At 63.8% G+C, this 17,576-nt stretch carries 17 protein-coding genes and 3 tRNA genes; all 20 read right to left on the reverse strand.

Annotated elements, in window-relative coordinates:
• Positions 1-6: 6 nt before the first annotated feature.
• Positions 7-396, reverse strand: coding sequence for a DUF4280 domain-containing protein (locus tag M5B96_RS14755; protein WP_248797405.1), 390 nt, complete (start codon positions 394-396; stop codon positions 7-9).
• An 81-nt stretch (positions 397-477) separates the two neighbouring features.
• Positions 478-1,476, reverse strand: a complete 999-nt coding sequence (tssG, locus tag M5B96_RS14760) for a type VI secretion system baseplate subunit TssG (protein ID WP_248797406.1) — start codon at positions 1,474-1,476, stop codon at positions 478-480.
• Entirely contained in the window at positions 1,461-3,326 is a 1,866-nt protein-coding gene (gene tssF, locus M5B96_RS14765; RefSeq protein ID WP_248797407.1) for a type VI secretion system baseplate subunit TssF, read from the reverse strand. Before tssF ends, tssG begins: the two co-directional genes overlap by 16 nt.
• Positions 3,319-3,813, reverse strand: a complete 495-nt coding sequence (locus M5B96_RS14770) for a type VI secretion system baseplate subunit TssE (RefSeq protein ID WP_248797408.1) — start codon at positions 3,811-3,813, stop codon at positions 3,319-3,321. The genes tssF and M5B96_RS14770 overlap by 8 nt, the downstream gene beginning before the upstream one ends.
• 70 nt (positions 3,814-3,883) lie before the next feature.
• Positions 3,884-4,357, reverse strand: a complete 474-nt coding sequence (locus tag M5B96_RS14775; RefSeq protein WP_248797409.1) for an Hcp family type VI secretion system effector — start codon at positions 4,355-4,357, stop codon at positions 3,884-3,886.
• 75 nt (positions 4,358-4,432) lie between these two features.
• Complete coding sequence (gene tssC, locus M5B96_RS14780) at positions 4,433-5,923, reverse strand: type VI secretion system contractile sheath large subunit (RefSeq protein ID WP_412548610.1); 1,491 nt, start codon at positions 5,921-5,923, stop codon at positions 4,433-4,435.
• A 38-nt stretch (positions 5,924-5,961) separates the two neighbouring features.
• Entirely contained in the window at positions 5,962-6,477 is a 516-nt protein-coding gene (tssB, locus tag M5B96_RS14785) for a type VI secretion system contractile sheath small subunit (RefSeq protein ID WP_248797410.1), read from the reverse strand.
• Between the two features lie 29 nt (positions 6,478-6,506).
• On the reverse strand, positions 6,507-7,523 hold the full coding sequence (gene tssA / locus M5B96_RS14790) for a type VI secretion system protein TssA (protein WP_248797411.1): 1,017 nt from the start codon (positions 7,521-7,523) through the stop codon (positions 6,507-6,509).
• A gap of 412 nt (positions 7,524-7,935) precedes the next feature.
• Positions 7,936-8,012, reverse strand: a tRNA-Asp gene (locus M5B96_RS14795).
• Between the two features lie 107 nt (positions 8,013-8,119).
• A tRNA-Asp gene (locus tag M5B96_RS14800) sits at positions 8,120-8,196 on the reverse strand.
• A 57-nt stretch (positions 8,197-8,253) separates the two neighbouring features.
• Positions 8,254-8,329: transfer RNA gene (locus M5B96_RS14805), tRNA-Val, on the reverse strand.
• 212 nt (positions 8,330-8,541) lie between these two features.
• Positions 8,542-9,303, reverse strand: coding sequence for an SDR family oxidoreductase (locus M5B96_RS14810; protein WP_263859585.1), 762 nt, complete (start codon positions 9,301-9,303; stop codon positions 8,542-8,544).
• 11 nt (positions 9,304-9,314) lie between these two features.
• Positions 9,315-10,526: an O-succinylhomoserine sulfhydrylase gene (locus M5B96_RS14815; RefSeq protein WP_248797413.1), complete on the reverse strand. Its 1,212-nt coding sequence runs from the start codon at positions 10,524-10,526 to the stop codon at positions 9,315-9,317.
• Between the two features lie 149 nt (positions 10,527-10,675).
• The gene (gene purF / locus M5B96_RS14820; RefSeq protein ID WP_100942976.1) at positions 10,676-12,181 is read right to left on the reverse strand and encodes an amidophosphoribosyltransferase; all 1,506 of its coding nucleotides are present in this window, start codon (positions 12,179-12,181) and stop codon (positions 10,676-10,678) included.
• Between the two features lie 41 nt (positions 12,182-12,222).
• Positions 12,223-12,780 carry a CvpA family protein gene (locus M5B96_RS14825; RefSeq protein ID WP_248797414.1) on the reverse strand — a complete coding sequence of 186 codons (558 nt, stop codon included), beginning with the start codon at positions 12,778-12,780 and terminating at the stop codon, positions 12,223-12,225.
• 96 nt (positions 12,781-12,876) lie between these two features.
• A complete protein-coding gene (locus tag M5B96_RS14830) occupies positions 12,877-13,542 on the reverse strand; it encodes an SPOR domain-containing protein (protein WP_248797415.1) in 666 nt (221 codons plus the stop codon).
• A complete protein-coding gene (gene folC, locus M5B96_RS14835; RefSeq protein WP_248797416.1) occupies positions 13,526-14,833 on the reverse strand; it encodes a bifunctional tetrahydrofolate synthase/dihydrofolate synthase in 1,308 nt (435 codons plus the stop codon). The genes M5B96_RS14830 and folC overlap by 17 nt, the downstream gene beginning before the upstream one ends.
• On the reverse strand, positions 14,830-15,750 hold the full coding sequence (gene accD / locus M5B96_RS14840) for an acetyl-CoA carboxylase, carboxyltransferase subunit beta (RefSeq protein ID WP_248797417.1): 921 nt from the start codon (positions 15,748-15,750) through the stop codon (positions 14,830-14,832). The genes folC and accD overlap by 4 nt, the downstream gene beginning before the upstream one ends.
• Positions 15,751-15,844: 94 nt before the next feature.
• On the reverse strand, positions 15,845-16,477 hold the full coding sequence (locus M5B96_RS14845; RefSeq protein WP_248797418.1) for a phosphoribosylanthranilate isomerase: 633 nt from the start codon (positions 16,475-16,477) through the stop codon (positions 15,845-15,847).
• A gap of 64 nt (positions 16,478-16,541) precedes the next feature.
• Positions 16,542-17,366, reverse strand: a complete 825-nt coding sequence (gene truA / locus M5B96_RS14850; protein ID WP_248797627.1) for a tRNA pseudouridine(38-40) synthase TruA — start codon at positions 17,364-17,366, stop codon at positions 16,542-16,544.
• Positions 17,367-17,576: the final 210 nt, after the last annotated feature.

Genomic DNA, 17,576 nt, shown 5'->3' on the forward strand with positions numbered 1-17,576 from the left:
GCTCGCTCAGGCAATCGTGGTCTTGAGGGTGGCGCTGGCGTCGACGCGGATCTGCCCGCCCCAGTTGCACTGGCAGGTACAACGCTGGTCCAGCGCCGGCAGCTTGGCGATCCGCGTCCGCGCCGCGCCGGGCTGCCAGGGTGTGACCGTGGCGGGCACGCAGGGCATCGGCGTCAGCACGCCCATGGCGGCGGCCGTCGCCGCCGCGACCTGGGGGTTGGCCGGGCTGCGGCAGAGGCCGAAGGGCGGAATATTGACCAGAGGTTGGTGATCGAGAATATTCGCCGCCGGTTGTCCTTCGGCCGTGACCCGCCCCAGCGGCAGGACATTCAGGCGGGCCGGCGCGGCACCGAACGAACAGGAGAGCAAGGCACCCATTACAACTTGCTGATTCATGCGTGCTCCAGACAGACATCCATGGAAAGCCCATGCAGTGTCAGTGAAGGCGCCCGCGCGGGGTATCGGATAACTCCTAAATCAGCCCCCGGGGGGCGCGGCTGAGCGCTGGAAGCGTGCCGGCTCGAAGCGCCAGCCCGCTGCAGTCGCGCACTTGCGCCCCAGCCAGCAGGCCCGCCCCAGGCCTTGCCGCGCGCCCAATTGCAGCGCGGGTCGCTGCGCCGGTTGCAGGCGCAGGTCGAGGTCCCATTGATAGGTCGGACCGACATAGCATTCGACCAGCGGGCACAGGGCCTCGAAGTAGCGCCCGCCGGGCAGCAGGTACTGATAGTCCGACCAGGACACCGGCCCCAGGTGCAGGCAGAAACTGTGCTGGATATTCCACTGCCGCCGCCCCAGCAGCGCGGCCCCACCCAACTGCGCCGATGCGCTCCGCCGGCCGAGTTGCAAGCGCTCGTCGAATGCCAGGACCGCCCGATGCCGGCCCAGGCTGCTCAGCGCCGCCGGCAAGCGCAGCAGATCCCGGACCAGGGCCAGCAAACCGGCGGCACCGCGGCGTTGATCGATAAACTGCGGTGCGTAGAAGCGCGTGCCACTGGGCAAGGTGCCAGTCTCGCCCGGGGAGAACGCCGACACATAGTCGGCGAAACGATCGTCGGTCGGACGATCGGCCCAGACCACCGGCCGCACCCGCGCCCAACTGCGATAAAGCAAGCTCAGCAAACGGTGGTGAAACACATCGAGAAAGTGCGCCAGGGTGCTGTCGCCATGGTTGATCTGGCGCGACAACACATCTTCGCTGAAATGCAGCGGCATCGGCCCATTCGCCCCCGTCAGGCCGAAGAAGTTCACCGCCAGCAGCGCGGCGCGGCCCTCGCGCAGGCGCAACTGGGCGATCATCGCCGGCTCGAACGCCAACGAGACATGTTGCGCCAGGCGCAGCGGGTCGTCGCCCAGGCGCTGCGCCGTGCCCCAGCGCGGCGCATGGGGGTAAGTGCACTCGAGCAGACGCATCGCGGCGAAAAAATCGTAGCGCCAGGGCTCGGCGAGCAGTTCCGGCGGCGCTACCAGATCATGCATTGGCCGGCCCGCGCCTCCCAGGTCTTGATATGACCCCGGCTCACGCTGTGCAACTCGGTCTGCATAAAGGCGTTGAGCGCGGCATAGCGGACAAAAAACCGCTCCAGCGCGGCCCCGAACAGATAGCTCCCGGTACCTTCGCAGGCGGCATCGTCGAGAACCAGTGTCAGGTTCAGGCCGCGCCCGAAAGCCACCGGCCCGGGCCCGGGCAAGCGCCGGGTGACGACCTGCGCGCGCAACGAGACGATGCCTTGCAGCAACTTGTGTCCGCTGCTGTCGTCCTCGGGCAGGTAATGCGCCAACAATTCGCGCAAGGCCCGGGCTCCGGCCGCCCCCTCGCGGTGAGCCAGGGGCAGGTAGTTACGCGACAACTGCCGCACCACCTGCCATTGCCGATCGCCCTGGGACGGCGCCGGTAGCGGACGCGAGGGCCCGGCCACACAACGGATCGCCAGCACCGGCGCGCCCACATCGAGGACAAAGTCGCTGTTGCCCGCCCCCAGGGGCAGGCGCAACGGCAGGTCGCGGTTGGAGCACAACACATCCACCGCCAGGCGCTGCAACTCGGCATCCGCCTGCAGTGCCAACACCAGGCTGGCATCGCAGCCTCGGTAACGCCGCTGCCCGTCGACGAAATGCTGCGGGACCCGGCTGGGGCTGCGTTGCATCTGGTAGAAACCCGCCGGGCGAGCCGCGCCAGCGTCCAGCCGTGGCGGGGCATACAACGGCAGGATCACCTGGCGCTCCTTGGAGCCGGCGGCATACCCATGGACCGCCAGCACCTCCTGGATCTCGTAGGCCAGCGGTCGCGCCTTGTCGACCAGCAATGGCAAATCGTGCCGACAGGGGTCGACGACGATACGCTCGACCCGCTTGCTGAACAGGTTGATCACCGGTGTGCAGAACAACCCGAAGTGGCTGGCATTGACCAGTGCCGACAGCGGTTGCGGCAGCGGCGCAAACACCACCACCAGTTCCACGCTGTGCGCCGGACAGTCGCGCAACGCCGGCCCCAGGCCACCCAGGCTGACGAACCGCTCGCCCTCGGCGAAGGCGAGAAAGGTCTTGAGCTGCGCACACACCGCATCGCTGTTCAACGACCGCGCATACTGGCTGGACGCCGGAGGCGCTGACGGCTGGCGGATATGCCCGGGGTCGATTCGCCGGCTCCACCGGCCCTCGCCTTCGCCGCAACGCACGAACAGGCCTTCGGCACGCGTCAGCAGGGCTTCCTGGACAGCCAGGGGCAACGAGCCATCGCCACGCAGGAACAGCGTCAACTCTTGCAGCGCCAACTGATCGAAAGACAGCCCGGCCGTGGTCCGCAAACGCAGGCGCAAGGCACCACCGTCCTGCTTGAGCACACTGGCCGGCAAGCCCTTGAGCAACCCGGCACTGGGCAGGTAATCCGCCGACTCCAGCGCCAGGGGCCAGAGCGTGACCGGGCGCAGGCTGCGAAATTCGCAACGCGGCTCTTGTCCGCCGGCCTCACCCAGCGAGCGCACCACGGTGTCGACCGGCAAGGTGAAACCCGAGGCCAGCGAGCCTTCCTGCAAGTCCGGGGAAAACTGCAACACCGCCATGGACGGCACCGGTAGCAATTGCTGCGGCTGCACCAGTTCCAGCAGGCTCTCGGTGAAACGCGGGAATTCGGCTTCCATTTGCAGTTGCACGCGGGCCGTGAGAAAACTCAGGCCCTCCAGCAAGCGCTCCACCGACGGATCGGTCACCTCCTCGGGACGCAGCCCCAGAGTGGCGGCGATCTTCGGGTAGTCCTCGGCAAACTCGGCACCGGCTTCCCGCAGGAAACTCAGCTCACGTTCATAGTGACGCAGCAGCCGCTCATCCATGAGATGCCGGGCGCCCATAGGGCCGGACCCGTACCTCGCCACTCTCGGTATTCCAGGCCGACTCCAGGCGAAAGGCATGCAACGCATCGAGGCCACGAATCTCGCCTTCGATCAGAAAATTCAGGCTGGCGCTACAGGGCGTCGTCGACAGCAGTTGCACCGCGACGCTGTAACGCAGGATGCGCGGCTCGAAATCCAGGACGATTTCCCGGATACGGCTCTCGAGCTTCTGCGTATCGATGCTCGACAGCACCACTCCGGCCAGGTTGCCCAGGCCGTAGTTGAGTACCGAACGGGTGACATGGGGCTGGCTGCCCAGCGGACAGATCGCCCCCAGCCCGGTGGCATTGAACAGTAGCGTGAGATCCCGGCACAGGTGTTCCAACTCTGGCCGCGCGCCCGCGCCAGGCCGGCGCCGGGGCATCTGGTCGCCAGGGTTGGCGAGGCAGAGCAGACGTTCGAGCAGCGGTGTCATGGAAGTGCTCATGAAAATCCTCCCGAAAAAACCCAGGCGCCAACGGGCCCCGCGGCACACCGCGGGCCCCGCCGGCGTTCGATCACACGGTGGTGTTGCTGAGCAGGTCGTAGCTCTTTGCAGGGGTCGCGACAGCCTTGCCATCGATGAAGTGCTTGTACTGATACTTGATGGCGGTGAAGCTGATCTGGATGGTTTCGCTCGGACGATCACCGCTGCCGCTGATCGCGTAGCTGCTGATGATCGGCGCCGTCAACGTGAACTCGACATAGGGTTCGTTCTTGCCCGTGGAACTGCCGCTGGTCTGGATAATGCGCAGGGTTGCCTCGCCCAGCGACTTGCCGCTGACCGACTCGATAAACAGATAGGGCGAAGAGACGTCGGTGGCCTTGTTCAAGGTGATCTCGGTGACATGCCCGACGCTCGGCTCACGGTCATTGCCAATGGAGATGGAACGACCACTGCTGAAGCCCCAGGAGTCGATTACGATCCAGTCCTCGTGATCCTTCTCCTGGCAGTTCCCCTTAATCTCGGTTTTGAATTTCAATACAATCATGCGGACTCCGACATCTATTTATTTGAATGGTTAAGCACCTTTTCCGGAGCCGGGCCCCGGTCGGGCGTGAACCCCTCAGCCTTTGACCGAGGGCAGTTGAGAGACCAGTCGCAGGGACACGCTCAGGCCTTCCAATTGATAGTGCGGACGCAGGAAGAACTTGGCCTGGTAAAAGCCCGGGTCGCCTTCCACTTCCTCCACCACCACTTCGGCACCCGCCAACGGCTTGCGCGCCTTGTCGGCGTCGCTGGCGGTCGCCGGGTTATGCTCGACGTACTTGACAATCCAATTGTTGAGCCAGATCTCCATGTCTTCGCGCTCGCTGAAGGAGCCGATCTTGTCGCGCACGATGCACTTGAGGTAATGGGCAAAACGGCAGGTGGCGAACAGGTACGGCAAGCGCGCCGCCAACTGCGCATTGGCGGTGGCGTCGGGGTCGGCGTATTCCTGGGGACAGTGCAACGACTGCGCGCCGATAAACGCCGCCAACGAGGTGTTCTTGCAATGCACCAGGGGCATGAAACCGTTCTTGGCCAACTCCACTTCGCGCCGATCACTGATGGCGACCTCGGTCGGACAGGTCATGTCGACGCCACCCTCTTCGGTCGGATAGGTGTGGACCGGCAGGCCGCTGATGGCCCCGCCGGACTCGATGCCGCGAATCCGCGAACACCAGCCGTACTCCTTGAAGGAACGGTTGATATTGATGCCCATGGCGTAGGCCGCGTTGGCCCACAGGTAATTCCGCGCCTGGCCTTCGGTGACTTCCTCGAAGGCGAACTCCGCCACCGGCGCGGTGCGCGCGCCATAGGGAATGCGTCCGAGGAAACGCGGCATGGTCAGGCCGATGTAGCGCGAATCCTCGGAACGCCGCAGATTGCGCCAGGCGGCGTGCTCGGGGGTGAGGAACAGCTTGCTCAGGTCGCGGGGGTTGGCGACCTCGCGCCAGGAGTCCATCAGCATCACCGCCGGTGACACCGCGCTGATCAGCGGCGCATGGGCCGCCGCGGCAATCTTCGCCAGGGACGCCAGCAACTCGACATCCGGCGGGCTGTTGTCGAAATAGAAATCAGCGATCAGCACGCCGAACGGCTCGCCGCCCAGTTGCCCATACTCATGCTCGTAGATTTTCTTGAACAGCGGGCTCTGGTCCCAGGCCGCGCCCTTGAATTTCTTGAGCTCGCGGGCGACTTCATCCTTGGCGACATTGAGGAAGCGGATCTTGAGCTTGCCGTCGGTCTCGGTGTTGCTCACCAGGTAGTCGAGGCCGCGCCAGGCCGATTCGACCGCCTGGAAGTCCGGGTGATGGAGGATGTCATTGACCTGCGCGGACAGCCGGGCGTCGATTTCGCCGATCAGTGCCTGGATGGTCCCGATGGTGTCGTGGGCAATCAGTTGGGTCGTGCGCAGCGCCTGTTGGGCCAGGGTCTGCACCGCATTTTCGATGGCTTCGCGCACCGGCTCGCCACGCGGCTTGAACTCGCGTTGCAGCAGGTCGTTGAATTCACTGGGCGACAGTTCTACCGTCGGATCGATGCCGGACTGATTCTGAGATGTAGCGGACACGGATAGTTACCTGTTTCAGGGAGCGATCATCGAAGGCATCAGTCTTCGGATTCGGTGGCCGCCGGCTTGGCCTGGGCCAGCAGCGATTGCATCAGGGCCGGGTTTTCCAGCAGGCGGGCCATCAGTTGCTCGGCGCCGCTCTTGCCGTCCATGTAGGTCAGCAGGTTGGCCAGTTGATTGCGCGCCTCCAGCAGCTCGCGCAGCGGCTCGACATTGCGCGCCATGGCCCCGGGCGAGAAGTCGTCCATGCTCTTGAAGCCGAGCGACACCGCCATCTGCCCTTCCCCCGTCAGTTGGTTGGGGACATTGATCTGCACCCGGGGGTGGATGGCGGCCATGCGCTCATCGAAGTTGTCGATATCGACTTCCAGGAACTTGCGCTCGGCCAGCGGTGGCAGGTCGGCCCGATTGGCTCCCGAAAGGTCGGCGAACACGCCGTTGACAAAGGGAATCTCGACGGTCTTTTCGGCGCCGTACAACTCGACGTCATATTCGATCTGGACCCGTGGCGCACGGTTGCGCCCAATGAATTTCTGGCTGTTGTTACTGGACATACAGATAAACCTGAGCAGGGTGGGAAAGGTTAGTCATGGGCAATACCGCCCAGGGCATGCAGGTCGGCGAGACTGCCGGGCACCAGCTCGGCGATCGCTTCGAGAAAACTCATGGTGGCGAGCCGGCGCGTCCTGGCCGCCAGCAGCGGCACCGGGCTCGACGGCTCGTGGTGGGCGTAGTAGGCGCAAATGGCGTCCAGGGCACGGACTACGTCTTCGCGGGACTGGCAGACGCCGCGCCAGGCGGCTGGAGCGCGGTTTGCCGGCTCGCTGGGCGGAGCCGCTGGCGAGTCCGCGAGCGGCGGCGACAAGACGCCGCGGCAACGCTCTTCGGCGACGCGACACCACTTGTCCAGGGTCCGCCCGAGCCCAGCCAGGGGGGAAATACCCGGTGCCGCGGTTTTTTCCTCGAGGCAAATGTCGATCTGCGCGATCAGCTCGACCAGCGCCCTCAGCGAGCGCAGGTTCTCGAGCAACTCATCGCGGGCCGCGGACTCGACCAGGCCGACCAGCCGCGCCAGCCCCTGTGCCCGAACCTCGTCTTGAGCGGATTCGGCGATGTTGGCCAGATCGGCCAGATACAGCGGTTCAAGGCCCACGGCGCCAGCCAAGGGTTGACGCTTGAGCACCAGGACCACACTGCTGGGCACCGCCAACTCGGCGAGGGTATTGAGCCGCATCAGCGGATCGTGATCATCTTCAGCCAGGAGCTGGGGGTGAACATCCTCCCAGCGCTCGTGCAGCAGGCTGTCGATCAACCGCAACCCATCGACAAAACCGGACAACCCGCGCACCTCCAGCAAGGCCCGCGCCAGGCATACCGCGACCCGCAGGTCGAGGGAATCTTCCAACAGCACCAGGCACAGCGCGCGTACCCGTTGCCAGTCCACGGGCGTGGCGGGATACACATGATCGCCATATTGAACTTCGTTGCCGCCCTCTATTTCTTGTAACAGTTGAATAAAGTCCGCCCGATATTCCAAGTTCGGGCCACATGACCTGTCAGGCAGGGTATTGATATAAGGAATCAGTTCTTCTATCGACATATTCCAGCCCCATGACAAATGCCCTTCAGGCATGCTCAAACACAATGACAAGCTCTAAACCTCAACGCCTTGTGCACACGGCACGCCAGGCGCTGCGGGGATTCACTCTAGTCAAAGGGTGGGGCCGAAAACATAGGAATAATCCGAGATCGGACAACCACGAAGTTCCGGATCAGCGGCGAACAACAGGGGAAGTTTGTAACTTGCAAATAAACAGCAAAGCAGCAAGTTACATGACACTGTTCAAACATCTGGCGGACAGTGAAGATGTCATAAAGCAACGAGGAGAGGAGCGCTGCAAATCAGTGCAAGAAGCGCAGGGGCCATTGGCAAAAAACAGGCAAAAAAAAGCCCCGGCAAGCCGGGGCATTTTCTTTTGCTTCAAGGAGTTCAAGGGCCTTGAAGCGGTGTATGGCGCAGCGGACGGGACTCGAACCCGCGACCCCCGGCGTGACAGGCCGGTATTCTAACCGACTGAACTACCGCTGCGTATCGCTCGGACTTGCGTCCGTTGAAACCTTTGAATCCTGAAACCCGTGATCGACAAGCTTCGGTGCTTTCCGATCGCAGACCGCGCGAGGCGATCTGTACAAATATGGCGCAGCGGACGGGACTCGAACCCGCGACCCCCGGCGTGACAGGCCGGTATTCTAACCGACTGAACTACCGCTGCGCGTCGGTTGGAAGCTCCTTGCGGAACATCCGATTCTCTTGCGAGAAACTCAACGATTGGTGGGTGATGACGGGATCGAACCGCCGACCCTCTGCTTGTAAGGCAGATGCTCTCCCGGCTGAGCTAATCACCCTTTGCTTCGTTGAGGCCGCGAAATTTACGCAGGTAGCGGACCTAAGTCAATAGCCTGCTTGAAGTTTTTCATAAAAAGACAGATTCGTGTCACAGGCAAGGCCATCAAGCCCCGCTCTCTGCGGGAGCGCGCTTGCTCGCGATGGTAGCCGGAACACTGCGGGCCGGCAGACTTCCCGCGTTATCGTTGACGTCCATCGCGAGCAAGCTTGCCTACCGGTAGATCATCTTGCGGCTCATGCCGCCGTCAACCACGAACTCCTGGCCGGTGACAAACCCCGCATTCCTCGACAGCAGCCACGCCACCAGCGCCGCCACATCCTCGACCGTGCCTACCCGGCCGGCCGGATGCTGGGCATGATCGGCATCGCTCAACGGCTCGGCCCGCCGTAGCGAGGGATCACGCGCATCAATCCAACCCGGGCTGACCGCGTTGACGCGGATCTCCGGCCCGAGGCTGATGGCCAGGGCATGGGTCAAGGCCAGCAGGCCGCCCTTGCTCGCTGCATAGGCCTCACTGTCGGGTTCCGACTGCGCCGCGCGGGTGGAAGCCAGGTTGACGATCGCGCCGCAGTGGGCCCGCAGGTAAGGCGCACAGTGCTTGGCCAACAACATCGGCCCACCGAGATTGACCGCCAGCACACGATTCCAGTGCGCCAGGTCGAGGCTTTCCAGGGTGCTGTTGTGCGGGTCGGCAAGCGCCGCGTTGCACACCAGCGCATCGATCCGGCCGAAACGCCCCAATACCTCGGCAACGCCCTGGGCCACCTGGGCTTCGTCAGCCACGTCCATGGCAATAAAACAGGCATTCTCACCCAGGACCCGGGCGACCTTGCCGCCCCGGCCACGATCGAGATCGGTGAGCACCACCTGCCAGCCTTCACTGATCAACCAGGCCGCAATCCCCAGGCCAATGCCGCGCGCCGCGCCCGTTACCAGGGCGACGCGGCCGTTGTTGGCAACGGCCGCGTCCAGGGACCACTCGATCACAAGGCCGCCAACCCGCGGGCCAGGTCGGCTTGCAGGTCGGCGACATCTTCAAGGCCGACGGCGACACGGATCAGGCTGTCGCGAATCCCCGCGGCCTCACGTTCCTGCGGCGCCAGGCGGCCGTGGGAGGTGGTGCTCGGGTGGGTGATGGTGGTCTTGCTGTCACCCAGGTTGGCGGTGATCGAGATCAACCGGGTGGCGTCGATAAAGCGCCAGGCGCCCTCTTTGCCGCCCTTGACCTCGAAGCTCACCACCGCGCCGAAGCCGCGCTGCTGGCGCTGGGCGAGCTCGTGCTGCGGATGACTCTTGAGACCGGCGTAATGGACCTTCTCGATGCCGTCCTGCTGCTCCAGCCACTCGGCCAGGGCCTGGGCATTGGCACAGTGGGCGCGCATGCGCAGGTTCAGGGTTTCCAGGCCCTTGAGGAAGATCCAGGCGTTGAACGGGCTGAGGGTCGGCCCGGCGGTACGCAGGAACCCGACGACTTCCTTCATCTGCTCGCCACGCCCGGCGACCACGCCGCCCATGCACCGGCCCTGGCCGTCGATGAACTTGGTCGCTGAATGCACGACGATGTCCGCCCCCAGCTTCAACGGCTGTTGCAGGGCCGGTGTGCAGAAGCAGTTGTCGACCACCAGCATCGCGCCCTTGGCGTGGGCGATTTCGGCCAACGCGGCGATATCCACCAGTTCGGCCAGCGGATTGGACGGCGACTCGACGAACAGCAACTTGGTATTCGCCCGGATCGCCGCGTCCCAGCCGGACAAGTCGGCCAATGGCACGTAGTCGACTTCAACGCCGAAGCGCTTGAAGTACTTCTCGAACAGGCTGATGGTGGAACCGAACACACTGCGCGAGACCAGCACATGGTCGCCGGCACTGCACAGGCTCATGACCACGGCCATGATCGCGGCCATGCCGGTAGCGGTGGCCACCGCCTGTTCCGCCCCTTCCAGGGCCGCGATACGCTCTTCGAACGAGCGCACGGTGGGGTTGGTGTAGCGCGAATAGACGTTGCCCGGCACTTCTCCGGCGAAACGCGCCGCCGCATCGGCGGCGGTGCGGAACACATAGCTGGAAGTGAAGAACATCGGGTCGCCGTGCTCGCCTTCCGGCGTGCGGTGCTGACCGGCGCGGACGGCCAGGGTGTCGAAGGCCACGCCCTCGAGATCGCTGTCCAACCGACCGGCATCCCATTCCTGACTCATGCTGCCACTCCTTGCTCGATTCTCTTGAAGATTAAAACCGGCCCCTCGCAAGGACACCCCTGCAGAAACAGGGCTTGCATGGATGCCCGGCCCCTACAGGGGATGCGGTGTTTTCAGGACCGCGGCCACACCCCGGAGCCGGCTTTTACTCAGTTGTTGTACAGGTCGATGATCGCGCTGACCGCCTGGGTCTTGACCTTGGACGCATCGTTACGCGCCTGCTCGATCTTGGCCAGGTAGTGCTCGTCGATGTCGCCGGTGACGTACTTGCCGTCGAACACCGCGCAATCGAAGTTCTCGATCTTGATCTTGCCACCACCGACGGCCTCGATCAGGTCCGGCAGGTCCTGGTAGATCAACCAGTCGGCGCCGATCAGATCCGCCACGTCCTGGGTCGTACGGTTGTGGGCGATCAGTTCGTGGGCGCTTGGCATATCGATGCCGTAGACGTTCGGGTAACGCACCGCCGGGGCCGCCGAGCAGAAGTAGACATTCTTCGCGCCGGCTTCGCGGGCCATCTGGATGATCTGCTTGCAGGTGGTACCGCGCACGATGGAGTCGTCCACCAGCATGACGTTCTTGCCACGGAATTCAAGCTCGATGGCATTGAGCTTCTGGCGCACGGATTTCTTCCGCGCCGCCTGGCCCGGCATGATGAAGGTGCGGCCGATATAGCGGTTCTTCACAAAGCCTTCGCGGAACTTCACGCCCAGGTGGTTCGCCAGCTCCAGGGCCGAGGTACGGCTGGTGTCCGGGATCGGGATGACCACGTCGATGTCATGCTGCGGACGCTCGCGCAGGATCTTCTCCGCCAGCTTCTCGCCCATGCGCAGGCGCGCCTTGTAAACCGACACACCGTCGATGATCGAATCCGGACGCGCCAGGTAGACGTGTTCGAAGATGCACGGGGTCAGCGACGGATTGGTCGCGCACTGCCGGGTATGCAGCTTGCCGTCTTCGGTGATGTACACCGCTTCGCCCGGTGCCAGGTCGCGGATCAGGGTGAAACCGAGCACATCCAGGGACACGCTTTCGGAAGCGATCATGTACTCGACGCCTTCGTCGGTGTGACGCTGGCCGAACACGATCGGGCGGATGCCATGGGGATCGCGGAAACCGACGATACCGTAGCCGGTCACCATCGCCACTACCGCATAGCCACCGACACAACGGTTGTGCACGTCGGTCACCGCGGCGAACACGTCCTCTTCGGTCGGTTGCAGCTTGCCACGCTGGGCCAGCTCGTGGGCGAACACGTTGAGCAACACTTCCGAGTCGGAGTTGGTGTTGACGTGGCGCAGATCGGACTCGTAGATTTCCTTGGCCAACTGTTCGACGTTGGTCAGGTTGCCGTTGTGCGCCAGGGTGATGCCGTATGGCGAGTTGACATAGAACGGCTGGGCTTCAGCCGAGGTCGAACTGCCGGCGGTCGGGTAGCGCACATGGCCGATACCCATGTGGCCGACCAGGCGCTGCATGTGCCGCTGATGGAATACATCGCGGACCAGGCCGTTGTCCTTGCGCAGGAATAACCGGCCATCATGGCTGGTCACGATACCGGCAGCGTCCTGGCCGCGGTGCTGGAGCACGGTTAGCGCGTCATACAGCGCCTGATTGACGTTCGACTTACCGACGATACCGACGATGCCACACATGCGACGCAACCCCTACTTAATGAATCTGAACTGAACAGCCCTTACTGCGGCGTTTTGGCCGGCAAGAGATGCTCCTTGAACGGAAGATCAGCGGGTACGCTGATTCCGCTGGCTAGCCACTGACTGCTCCACCCCAGGATGAGGTTCTTGGACCAGTCGGCGACCAATAGAAATTTTGGCACGAGCTGGGAGCTCTGCCACCACGAATCCTGTTGGACCGGCCCCAGGCTCAGCAGCCCGACGGCCACCACCACCAGCAACGCGCCACGCGCGGCGCCGAAGGCCATGCCGAGGAAGCGATCGGTCCCGGACAGGCCGGTGACGCGAACCAGTTCGCCGATAAGATAGTTGATCATGGCACCCACCAGCAGGGTGGCAACGAACATGATTGCACAGCCCGCGATCACGCGCGCCGAAGGTGTCTGGATATAGTCGGTCAGGTACACCGACAACGAGCCACCGAACATCCAGGCGACCGCGCCGGCAATGATCCAGGTGAGCAGGGACAGGGCTTCCTTGACGAAACCACGGCTCAAGCTGATCAACGCAGAAACGACGATTACCGCAATAATCGCCCAGTCAACCCAGGTAAATGGCACAGTGCAGCCTACAGACGGATAAGGCGGCGCATTTTAGCAGAGCGCCGCCCCACTGGTAAGGCGATTGTCAGAGCATTTCGATACAAAGCCGCTGGCTTAACCGCGCTCCGGTTGGAAACGCACGACAAAGCCCTTCAGATTCTGCTGGCGACCCAGCAGGTCACGCAGCCGATCGGCCTCGGCGCGCTCGATCAGCGGACCGACAAATACCCGGTTCTTGCCATCGGCGGAACGGATATAGGCGTTGTAACCCTGGCTGCGCAGGTTTTTTTGCAGGCTTTCGGCACTGTCGCGACTGGACAGGCTGGCCAACTGCACCGACCAACTGATCGGCAGGCCGTTGGGATCCACGCGATTTTGCGTGGTATCGAGCTTGGACGGCGCCACCGCAACCACCTGCGCCGGCGTTTGCGTCGGCGCCGGAGCTGGCTTGGCGACAGCAACCGGGGCTGCCGGCTTGGCCACCACGGCCGGAGCGACAGGCTTGGCTGCCGGTGCCGGCGCGACAGGCACCGGGGTCTGCTCGAGCTCGTCATCGCTCGGAACCGGCTCCTGGGGCAACGCCTGCGGCTCGGGAACCGCTACCGGCTCGACCTTGACCTGTGGCAGCGCCGAGGCCTGGGGCGCCGTGGGTGCCTCGACACGCACCTGACGCTGCTCGTCCTGGCGGGAAAACAGCATCGGCAGGAAGATCACCGCCAACGCCACCAACACCAGTGCACCGACCATCCGTTGCTTGTACGCCTTATCCAGCATTGCCATTGGCAGCCTCCTCCGTGGCGCGCCGGGCCAGCCACTCCAGCGCCTCGGCAACACAAAAAAACGATCCGAACAACAGAATCTCGTCATCGACGCCAGCCTGGGCACATTGCCCTTCCAACGCAGCGGCGACACTCGCGTAAACGCTCACCGAAGCACCGCGCGCGACCAAGGCGACCTGCAGGTCGGTGGCCGGGCGGCTGCGCGGCGTCTGCAAGGACGTCACCGCCCAATGCTGGACATGCCGCTGAAGCGGTGCAACCACACCCTCGAGGTCCTTGTCCGACAACAACCCGAACACCGCCAGGCGCCGCCCCTTCAAGGGGCTGCGCGCCAGGCGCTCGGCCAGGTATTCGGCGGCATGGGGATTATGCCCGACATCCAGCATCAGGCTGAGCGACCGGCCTTGCCAGGTCAGCTTACGCCGATCCAGGCGCCCCACAATACGGGCATCTTGCAGCGCCCGGGCAATCCGCTCCGGCTGCCATGGCAGATCCATCAGCAGATAGGCCTGCAGGGCCAGGGCGGCGTTTTCCATGGGCAGGTCAAGCAGCGGCAAGTCATGCAACTCGACCACCTGCCCCTGGAGATCGACGCCACGCCACTGCCAGTTCGCATCGGTAAGACCGAGATCGAAATCCCGACCACGCAGGAAGAACGGGCAGCCCAGCTCGCGGACCTTGTCCAGCAGCGGCTGCGGCGGGCTCAGGTCGCCACACAGCGCGGGCACGCCCGGACGGAAGATCCCGGCCTTTTCGAACGCCACCGACTCACGGGTGTTGCCCAGGTATTCGGCATGATCCACACCGATACTGGTCACCAGCGCCAGATCGGCATCCACCACGTTGACCGTGTCCAGGCGCCCGCCCAGACCGACTTCCAGCACCACCACATCCAGGCCCGCGCGCTCGAACAGCCAGAGTGCGGCCAGCGTACCCATCTCGAAATAGGTCAGGGAGGTCTCGCCACGCCCGGCGTCCAGGGCGACGAAGGCTTCGCACAACTGCGCGTCCGTCGCCTCGACCCCGTTGATCTGCACACGCTCGTTGTAGCGCAGCAGGTGCGGCGAGCTATAGACGCCAACCTTGAGTCCCTGTGCTCGCAGCAACGAGGCGACAAAGGCGCAGGTCGAGCCCTTGCCATTGGTGCCGGTCACGGTCACTACCCGAGGCGCCGGCTTGCCCAGCCCCATGCGGTTCGCTACCTCTTGCGAGCGCTCCAGCCCCATGTCGATGGCCGATGGGTGCAATTGCTCCAGGTAGGCGAGCCACTCGCCCAGGGTACGTTCGGTCATAGGCTTGCAGGCACCGGCGGGACAATCACAGTTTCGACCGGCACGGCAATGTACTCGGGCGTCGGCAGGCCCATCATCTGCGCCAGCAGGTTGCCCAGGCGCGGACGCAGTTCCTGGCGGGCGATGATCATGTCGATGGCACCGTGCTCCAGCAGGAACTCGCTGCGCTGGAAGCCTTCAGGCAGCTTCTCGCGCACGGTCTGCTCGATCACGCGCGGGCCGGCGAAGCCGATCAGCGCCTTGGGTTCGCCGACGATCACATCGCCAAGCATCGCCAGGCTCGCGGACACACCGCCGTAGACCGGGTCGGTCAGCACCGAGATGAACGGCAGGCCTTCTTCCCGCAAGCGCGCCAGAACGGCCGAAGTCTTGGCCATCTGCATCAGCGAAATCAGCGCTTCCTGCATCCGCGCACCACCGGAAGCGGCGAAGCAGATCATCGGGCAGCGGTTTTCCAGGGCATAGTTGGCGGCACGGACGAAACGCTCGCCGACGATGGCCCCCATGGAGCCGCCCATGAACGAGAATTCGAAGGCGGAAACCACCACCGGCATGCCCAGCAGGGTGCCGCTCATGGACACCAGGGCGTCTTTTTCGCCGGTCTGCTTCTGGGCCGCGGTCAGGCGATCCTTGTACTTCTTGCCGTCACGGAATTTCAGGCGGTCCACCGGCTCCAGGTCCGCACCCAGTTCGACGCGACCCTCGGCGTCGAGGAAGATATCGATGCGGGCACGCGCACCAATGCGCATGTGGTGGTTGCACTTGGGGCAGACGTCCAGGGTCTTTTCCAGTTCCGGACGATAGAGCACCGCATCGCACGATGGGCACTTGTGCCACAGACCTTCAGGCACCGAGCTTTTCTTCACCTCGGAACGCATGATCGAAGGGATCAGTTTGTCTACTAACCAGTTGCTCATGCTTTCTTTCTCCAATTCGTTTTCGGCCCGTCGGACAACCGGGCCCGCCTGTTTTCTGCGGCGGTATGCATGGACGGCGGCAGGCTGCCAGCCGTCACATTGGCGCTGCGCAACCGCGTACGGCCCGCATGAACGCCTCGATCTTGGTACGATCCTTGATGCCCTTGCCCTGCTCCACTCCGCCACTGACATCCACGGCATAGGGCTTGACCCGGGCAATCGCCTCCGCCACGTTGTCGGCGGTCAGGCCGCCGGCGAGGATAATCGGTTTGCTCAGGCCCTGTGGTACCAGGGACCAGTCGAACGCGGCGCCGGTTCCCCCGGGAACGCCTTCCACATAGGTATCGAGGAGAATCCCGCTGGCGCTCGGGTAAGCCTCGCAAGCCGCGGCGATATCGTCACCGGCCTTGACCCGCAACGCCTTGATATAGGGACGGTGATAACCCTCGCACTGCTCGCGGGTTTCATCGCCATGAAACTGCAACAGGTCCAGCGGCACCGCGTCGAGGATTTCCCCCAGCTCGCAGCGGCTGGCATTGACGAACAGGCCGACGGTGGTCACGAACGGTGGCAAGGCGGCAATAATCGCCCGCGCCTGCCGGACCGTCACCGCTCGCGGGCTTTTCGCATAGAACACAAAACCAATCGCATCGGCCCCGGCGTCGACGGCGGCCAACGCATCTTCAATGCGGGTAATCCCGCAAATTTTGCTGCGAACGGCGGGCATATCGTAAAAACCCCAGGTATTTTGCCGAGAAAGTCCCGGATGGTAGCAAATGCTTTTCCGGGCGTCAGCCGTCAAGTTCCGAGAACCCGGTGAGAAAGTGCGGCCCGATGTAACGCTGCGGCAGGGCAAACTCGTCGCGATACTCCACCTGCACCAGGTACAGGCCGAACGGATGCGCGGTGACGCCGCCAGTGCGCCTGACCCGACTTTCCAGGACTTCCCTGGCCCACTCCGCCGGCCGCTCGCCCGCACCGATGGTCATCAGCACCCCGGCGATATTGCGCACCATGTGATGCAGGAAGGCCCCGGCACGGATATCGATGACGATCATCTTGCCGTGGCGGGTGACCCGCAGGTGGTGCACTTCCTTGATCGGCGACTTGGCCTGGCACTGGCCGGCACGGAAAGCGCTGAAGTCATGGGTGCCGATCAGGTGGCGGGCGGCCTCGGCCATGCGCTCGACATCCAGCGGGCGGTGGTTCCAGGTGATTTCTTCGTTCAGGTGGGCCGGACGGATCTGGTCGTTGTAGATCACATAGCGATAACGCCGGGCGATGGCCTTGAAACGTGCATGGAAGTGCGCCGGCATCACCTGCGCCCAACTGACGCTGACGTCATGGGGCAGGTTGATATTGGCACCCATGACCCAGGCCTTCAGCGAGCGTTCGGCGCGAGTGTCGAAGTGCACCACCTGGCCACAGGCATGCACGCCGGCATCGGTGCGCCCGGCGCACATCAGCGAAACCGGCGAATCCGCCACTTTCGACAAGGCTTCTTCCAGGGTCTGCTGCACCGTCGGCACACCGGAGGCCTGACGCTGCCAGCCGCGATAGCGCGAGCCTTTGTACTCGACGCCCAGGGCGATCCTGAAAAAGCCGTCGGCCGCCATTTCGGCGATCGGGTTATCTATATTTGCCAAGAACTCACAGCCTGCTGGTTTACGCAAAGGCGGGCATTATAAGGCCAGCCGGCCGAGACGCCATGCGTGAGGGACTTTTAGTTCATCCCAGCGGCAGATGTCGTGGGGCTTGAACCGCTGTCGCCAGCAAACCGGCGCAAGGATCGTGGCGAGCTACAAACAACAACGGCAGCCCTGGGG

It is taken from the genome of Pseudomonas sp. MWU13-2105 (assembly GCF_023242315.1).
In the GTDB taxonomy this organism is placed as follows: domain Bacteria; phylum Pseudomonadota; class Gammaproteobacteria; order Pseudomonadales; family Pseudomonadaceae; genus Aquipseudomonas.

What these genes read in the sequence shown, in the direction of transcription:
- M5B96_RS14755 (WP_248797405.1), bottom strand. Translation starts at nt 396, where the DNA reads ATGAATCAGCAAGTTGTAATGGGTGCCTTGCTCTCCTGTTCGTTCGGT.
- tssG (WP_248797406.1), bottom strand. Translation starts at nt 1,476, where the DNA reads ATGCATGATCTGGTAGCGCCGCCGGAACTGCTCGCCGAGCCCTGGCGC.
- tssF (WP_248797407.1), bottom strand. Translation starts at nt 3,326, where the DNA reads ATGGATGAGCGGCTGCTGCGTCACTATGAACGTGAGCTGAGTTTCCTG.
- M5B96_RS14770 (WP_248797408.1), bottom strand. Translation starts at nt 3,813, where the DNA reads ATGAGCACTTCCATGACACCGCTGCTCGAACGTCTGCTCTGCCTCGCC.
- M5B96_RS14775 (WP_248797409.1), bottom strand. Translation starts at nt 4,357, where the DNA reads ATGATTGTATTGAAATTCAAAACCGAGATTAAGGGGAACTGCCAGGAG.
- tssB (WP_248797410.1), bottom strand. Translation starts at nt 6,477, where the DNA reads ATGTCCAGTAACAACAGCCAGAAATTCATTGGGCGCAACCGTGCGCCA.
- tssA (WP_248797411.1), bottom strand. Translation starts at nt 7,523, where the DNA reads ATGTCGATAGAAGAACTGATTCCTTATATCAATACCCTGCCTGACAGG.
- M5B96_RS14815 (WP_248797413.1), bottom strand. Translation starts at nt 10,526, where the DNA reads ATGAGTCAGGAATGGGATGCCGGTCGGTTGGACAGCGATCTCGAGGGC.
- purF (WP_100942976.1), bottom strand. Translation starts at nt 12,181, where the DNA reads ATGTGTGGCATCGTCGGTATCGTCGGTAAGTCGAACGTCAATCAGGCG.
- M5B96_RS14830 (WP_248797415.1), bottom strand. Translation starts at nt 13,542, where the DNA reads ATGGCAATGCTGGATAAGGCGTACAAGCAACGGATGGTCGGTGCACTG.
- folC (WP_248797416.1), bottom strand. Translation starts at nt 14,833, where the DNA reads ATGACCGAACGTACCCTGGGCGAGTGGCTCGCCTACCTGGAGCAATTG.
- accD (WP_248797417.1), bottom strand. Translation starts at nt 15,750, where the DNA reads ATGAGCAACTGGTTAGTAGACAAACTGATCCCTTCGATCATGCGTTCC.
- M5B96_RS14845 (WP_248797418.1), bottom strand. Translation starts at nt 16,477, where the DNA reads ATGCCCGCCGTTCGCAGCAAAATTTGCGGGATTACCCGCATTGAAGAT.
- truA (WP_248797627.1), bottom strand. Translation starts at nt 17,366, where the DNA reads ATGGCGGCCGACGGCTTTTTCAGGATCGCCCTGGGCGTCGAGTACAAA.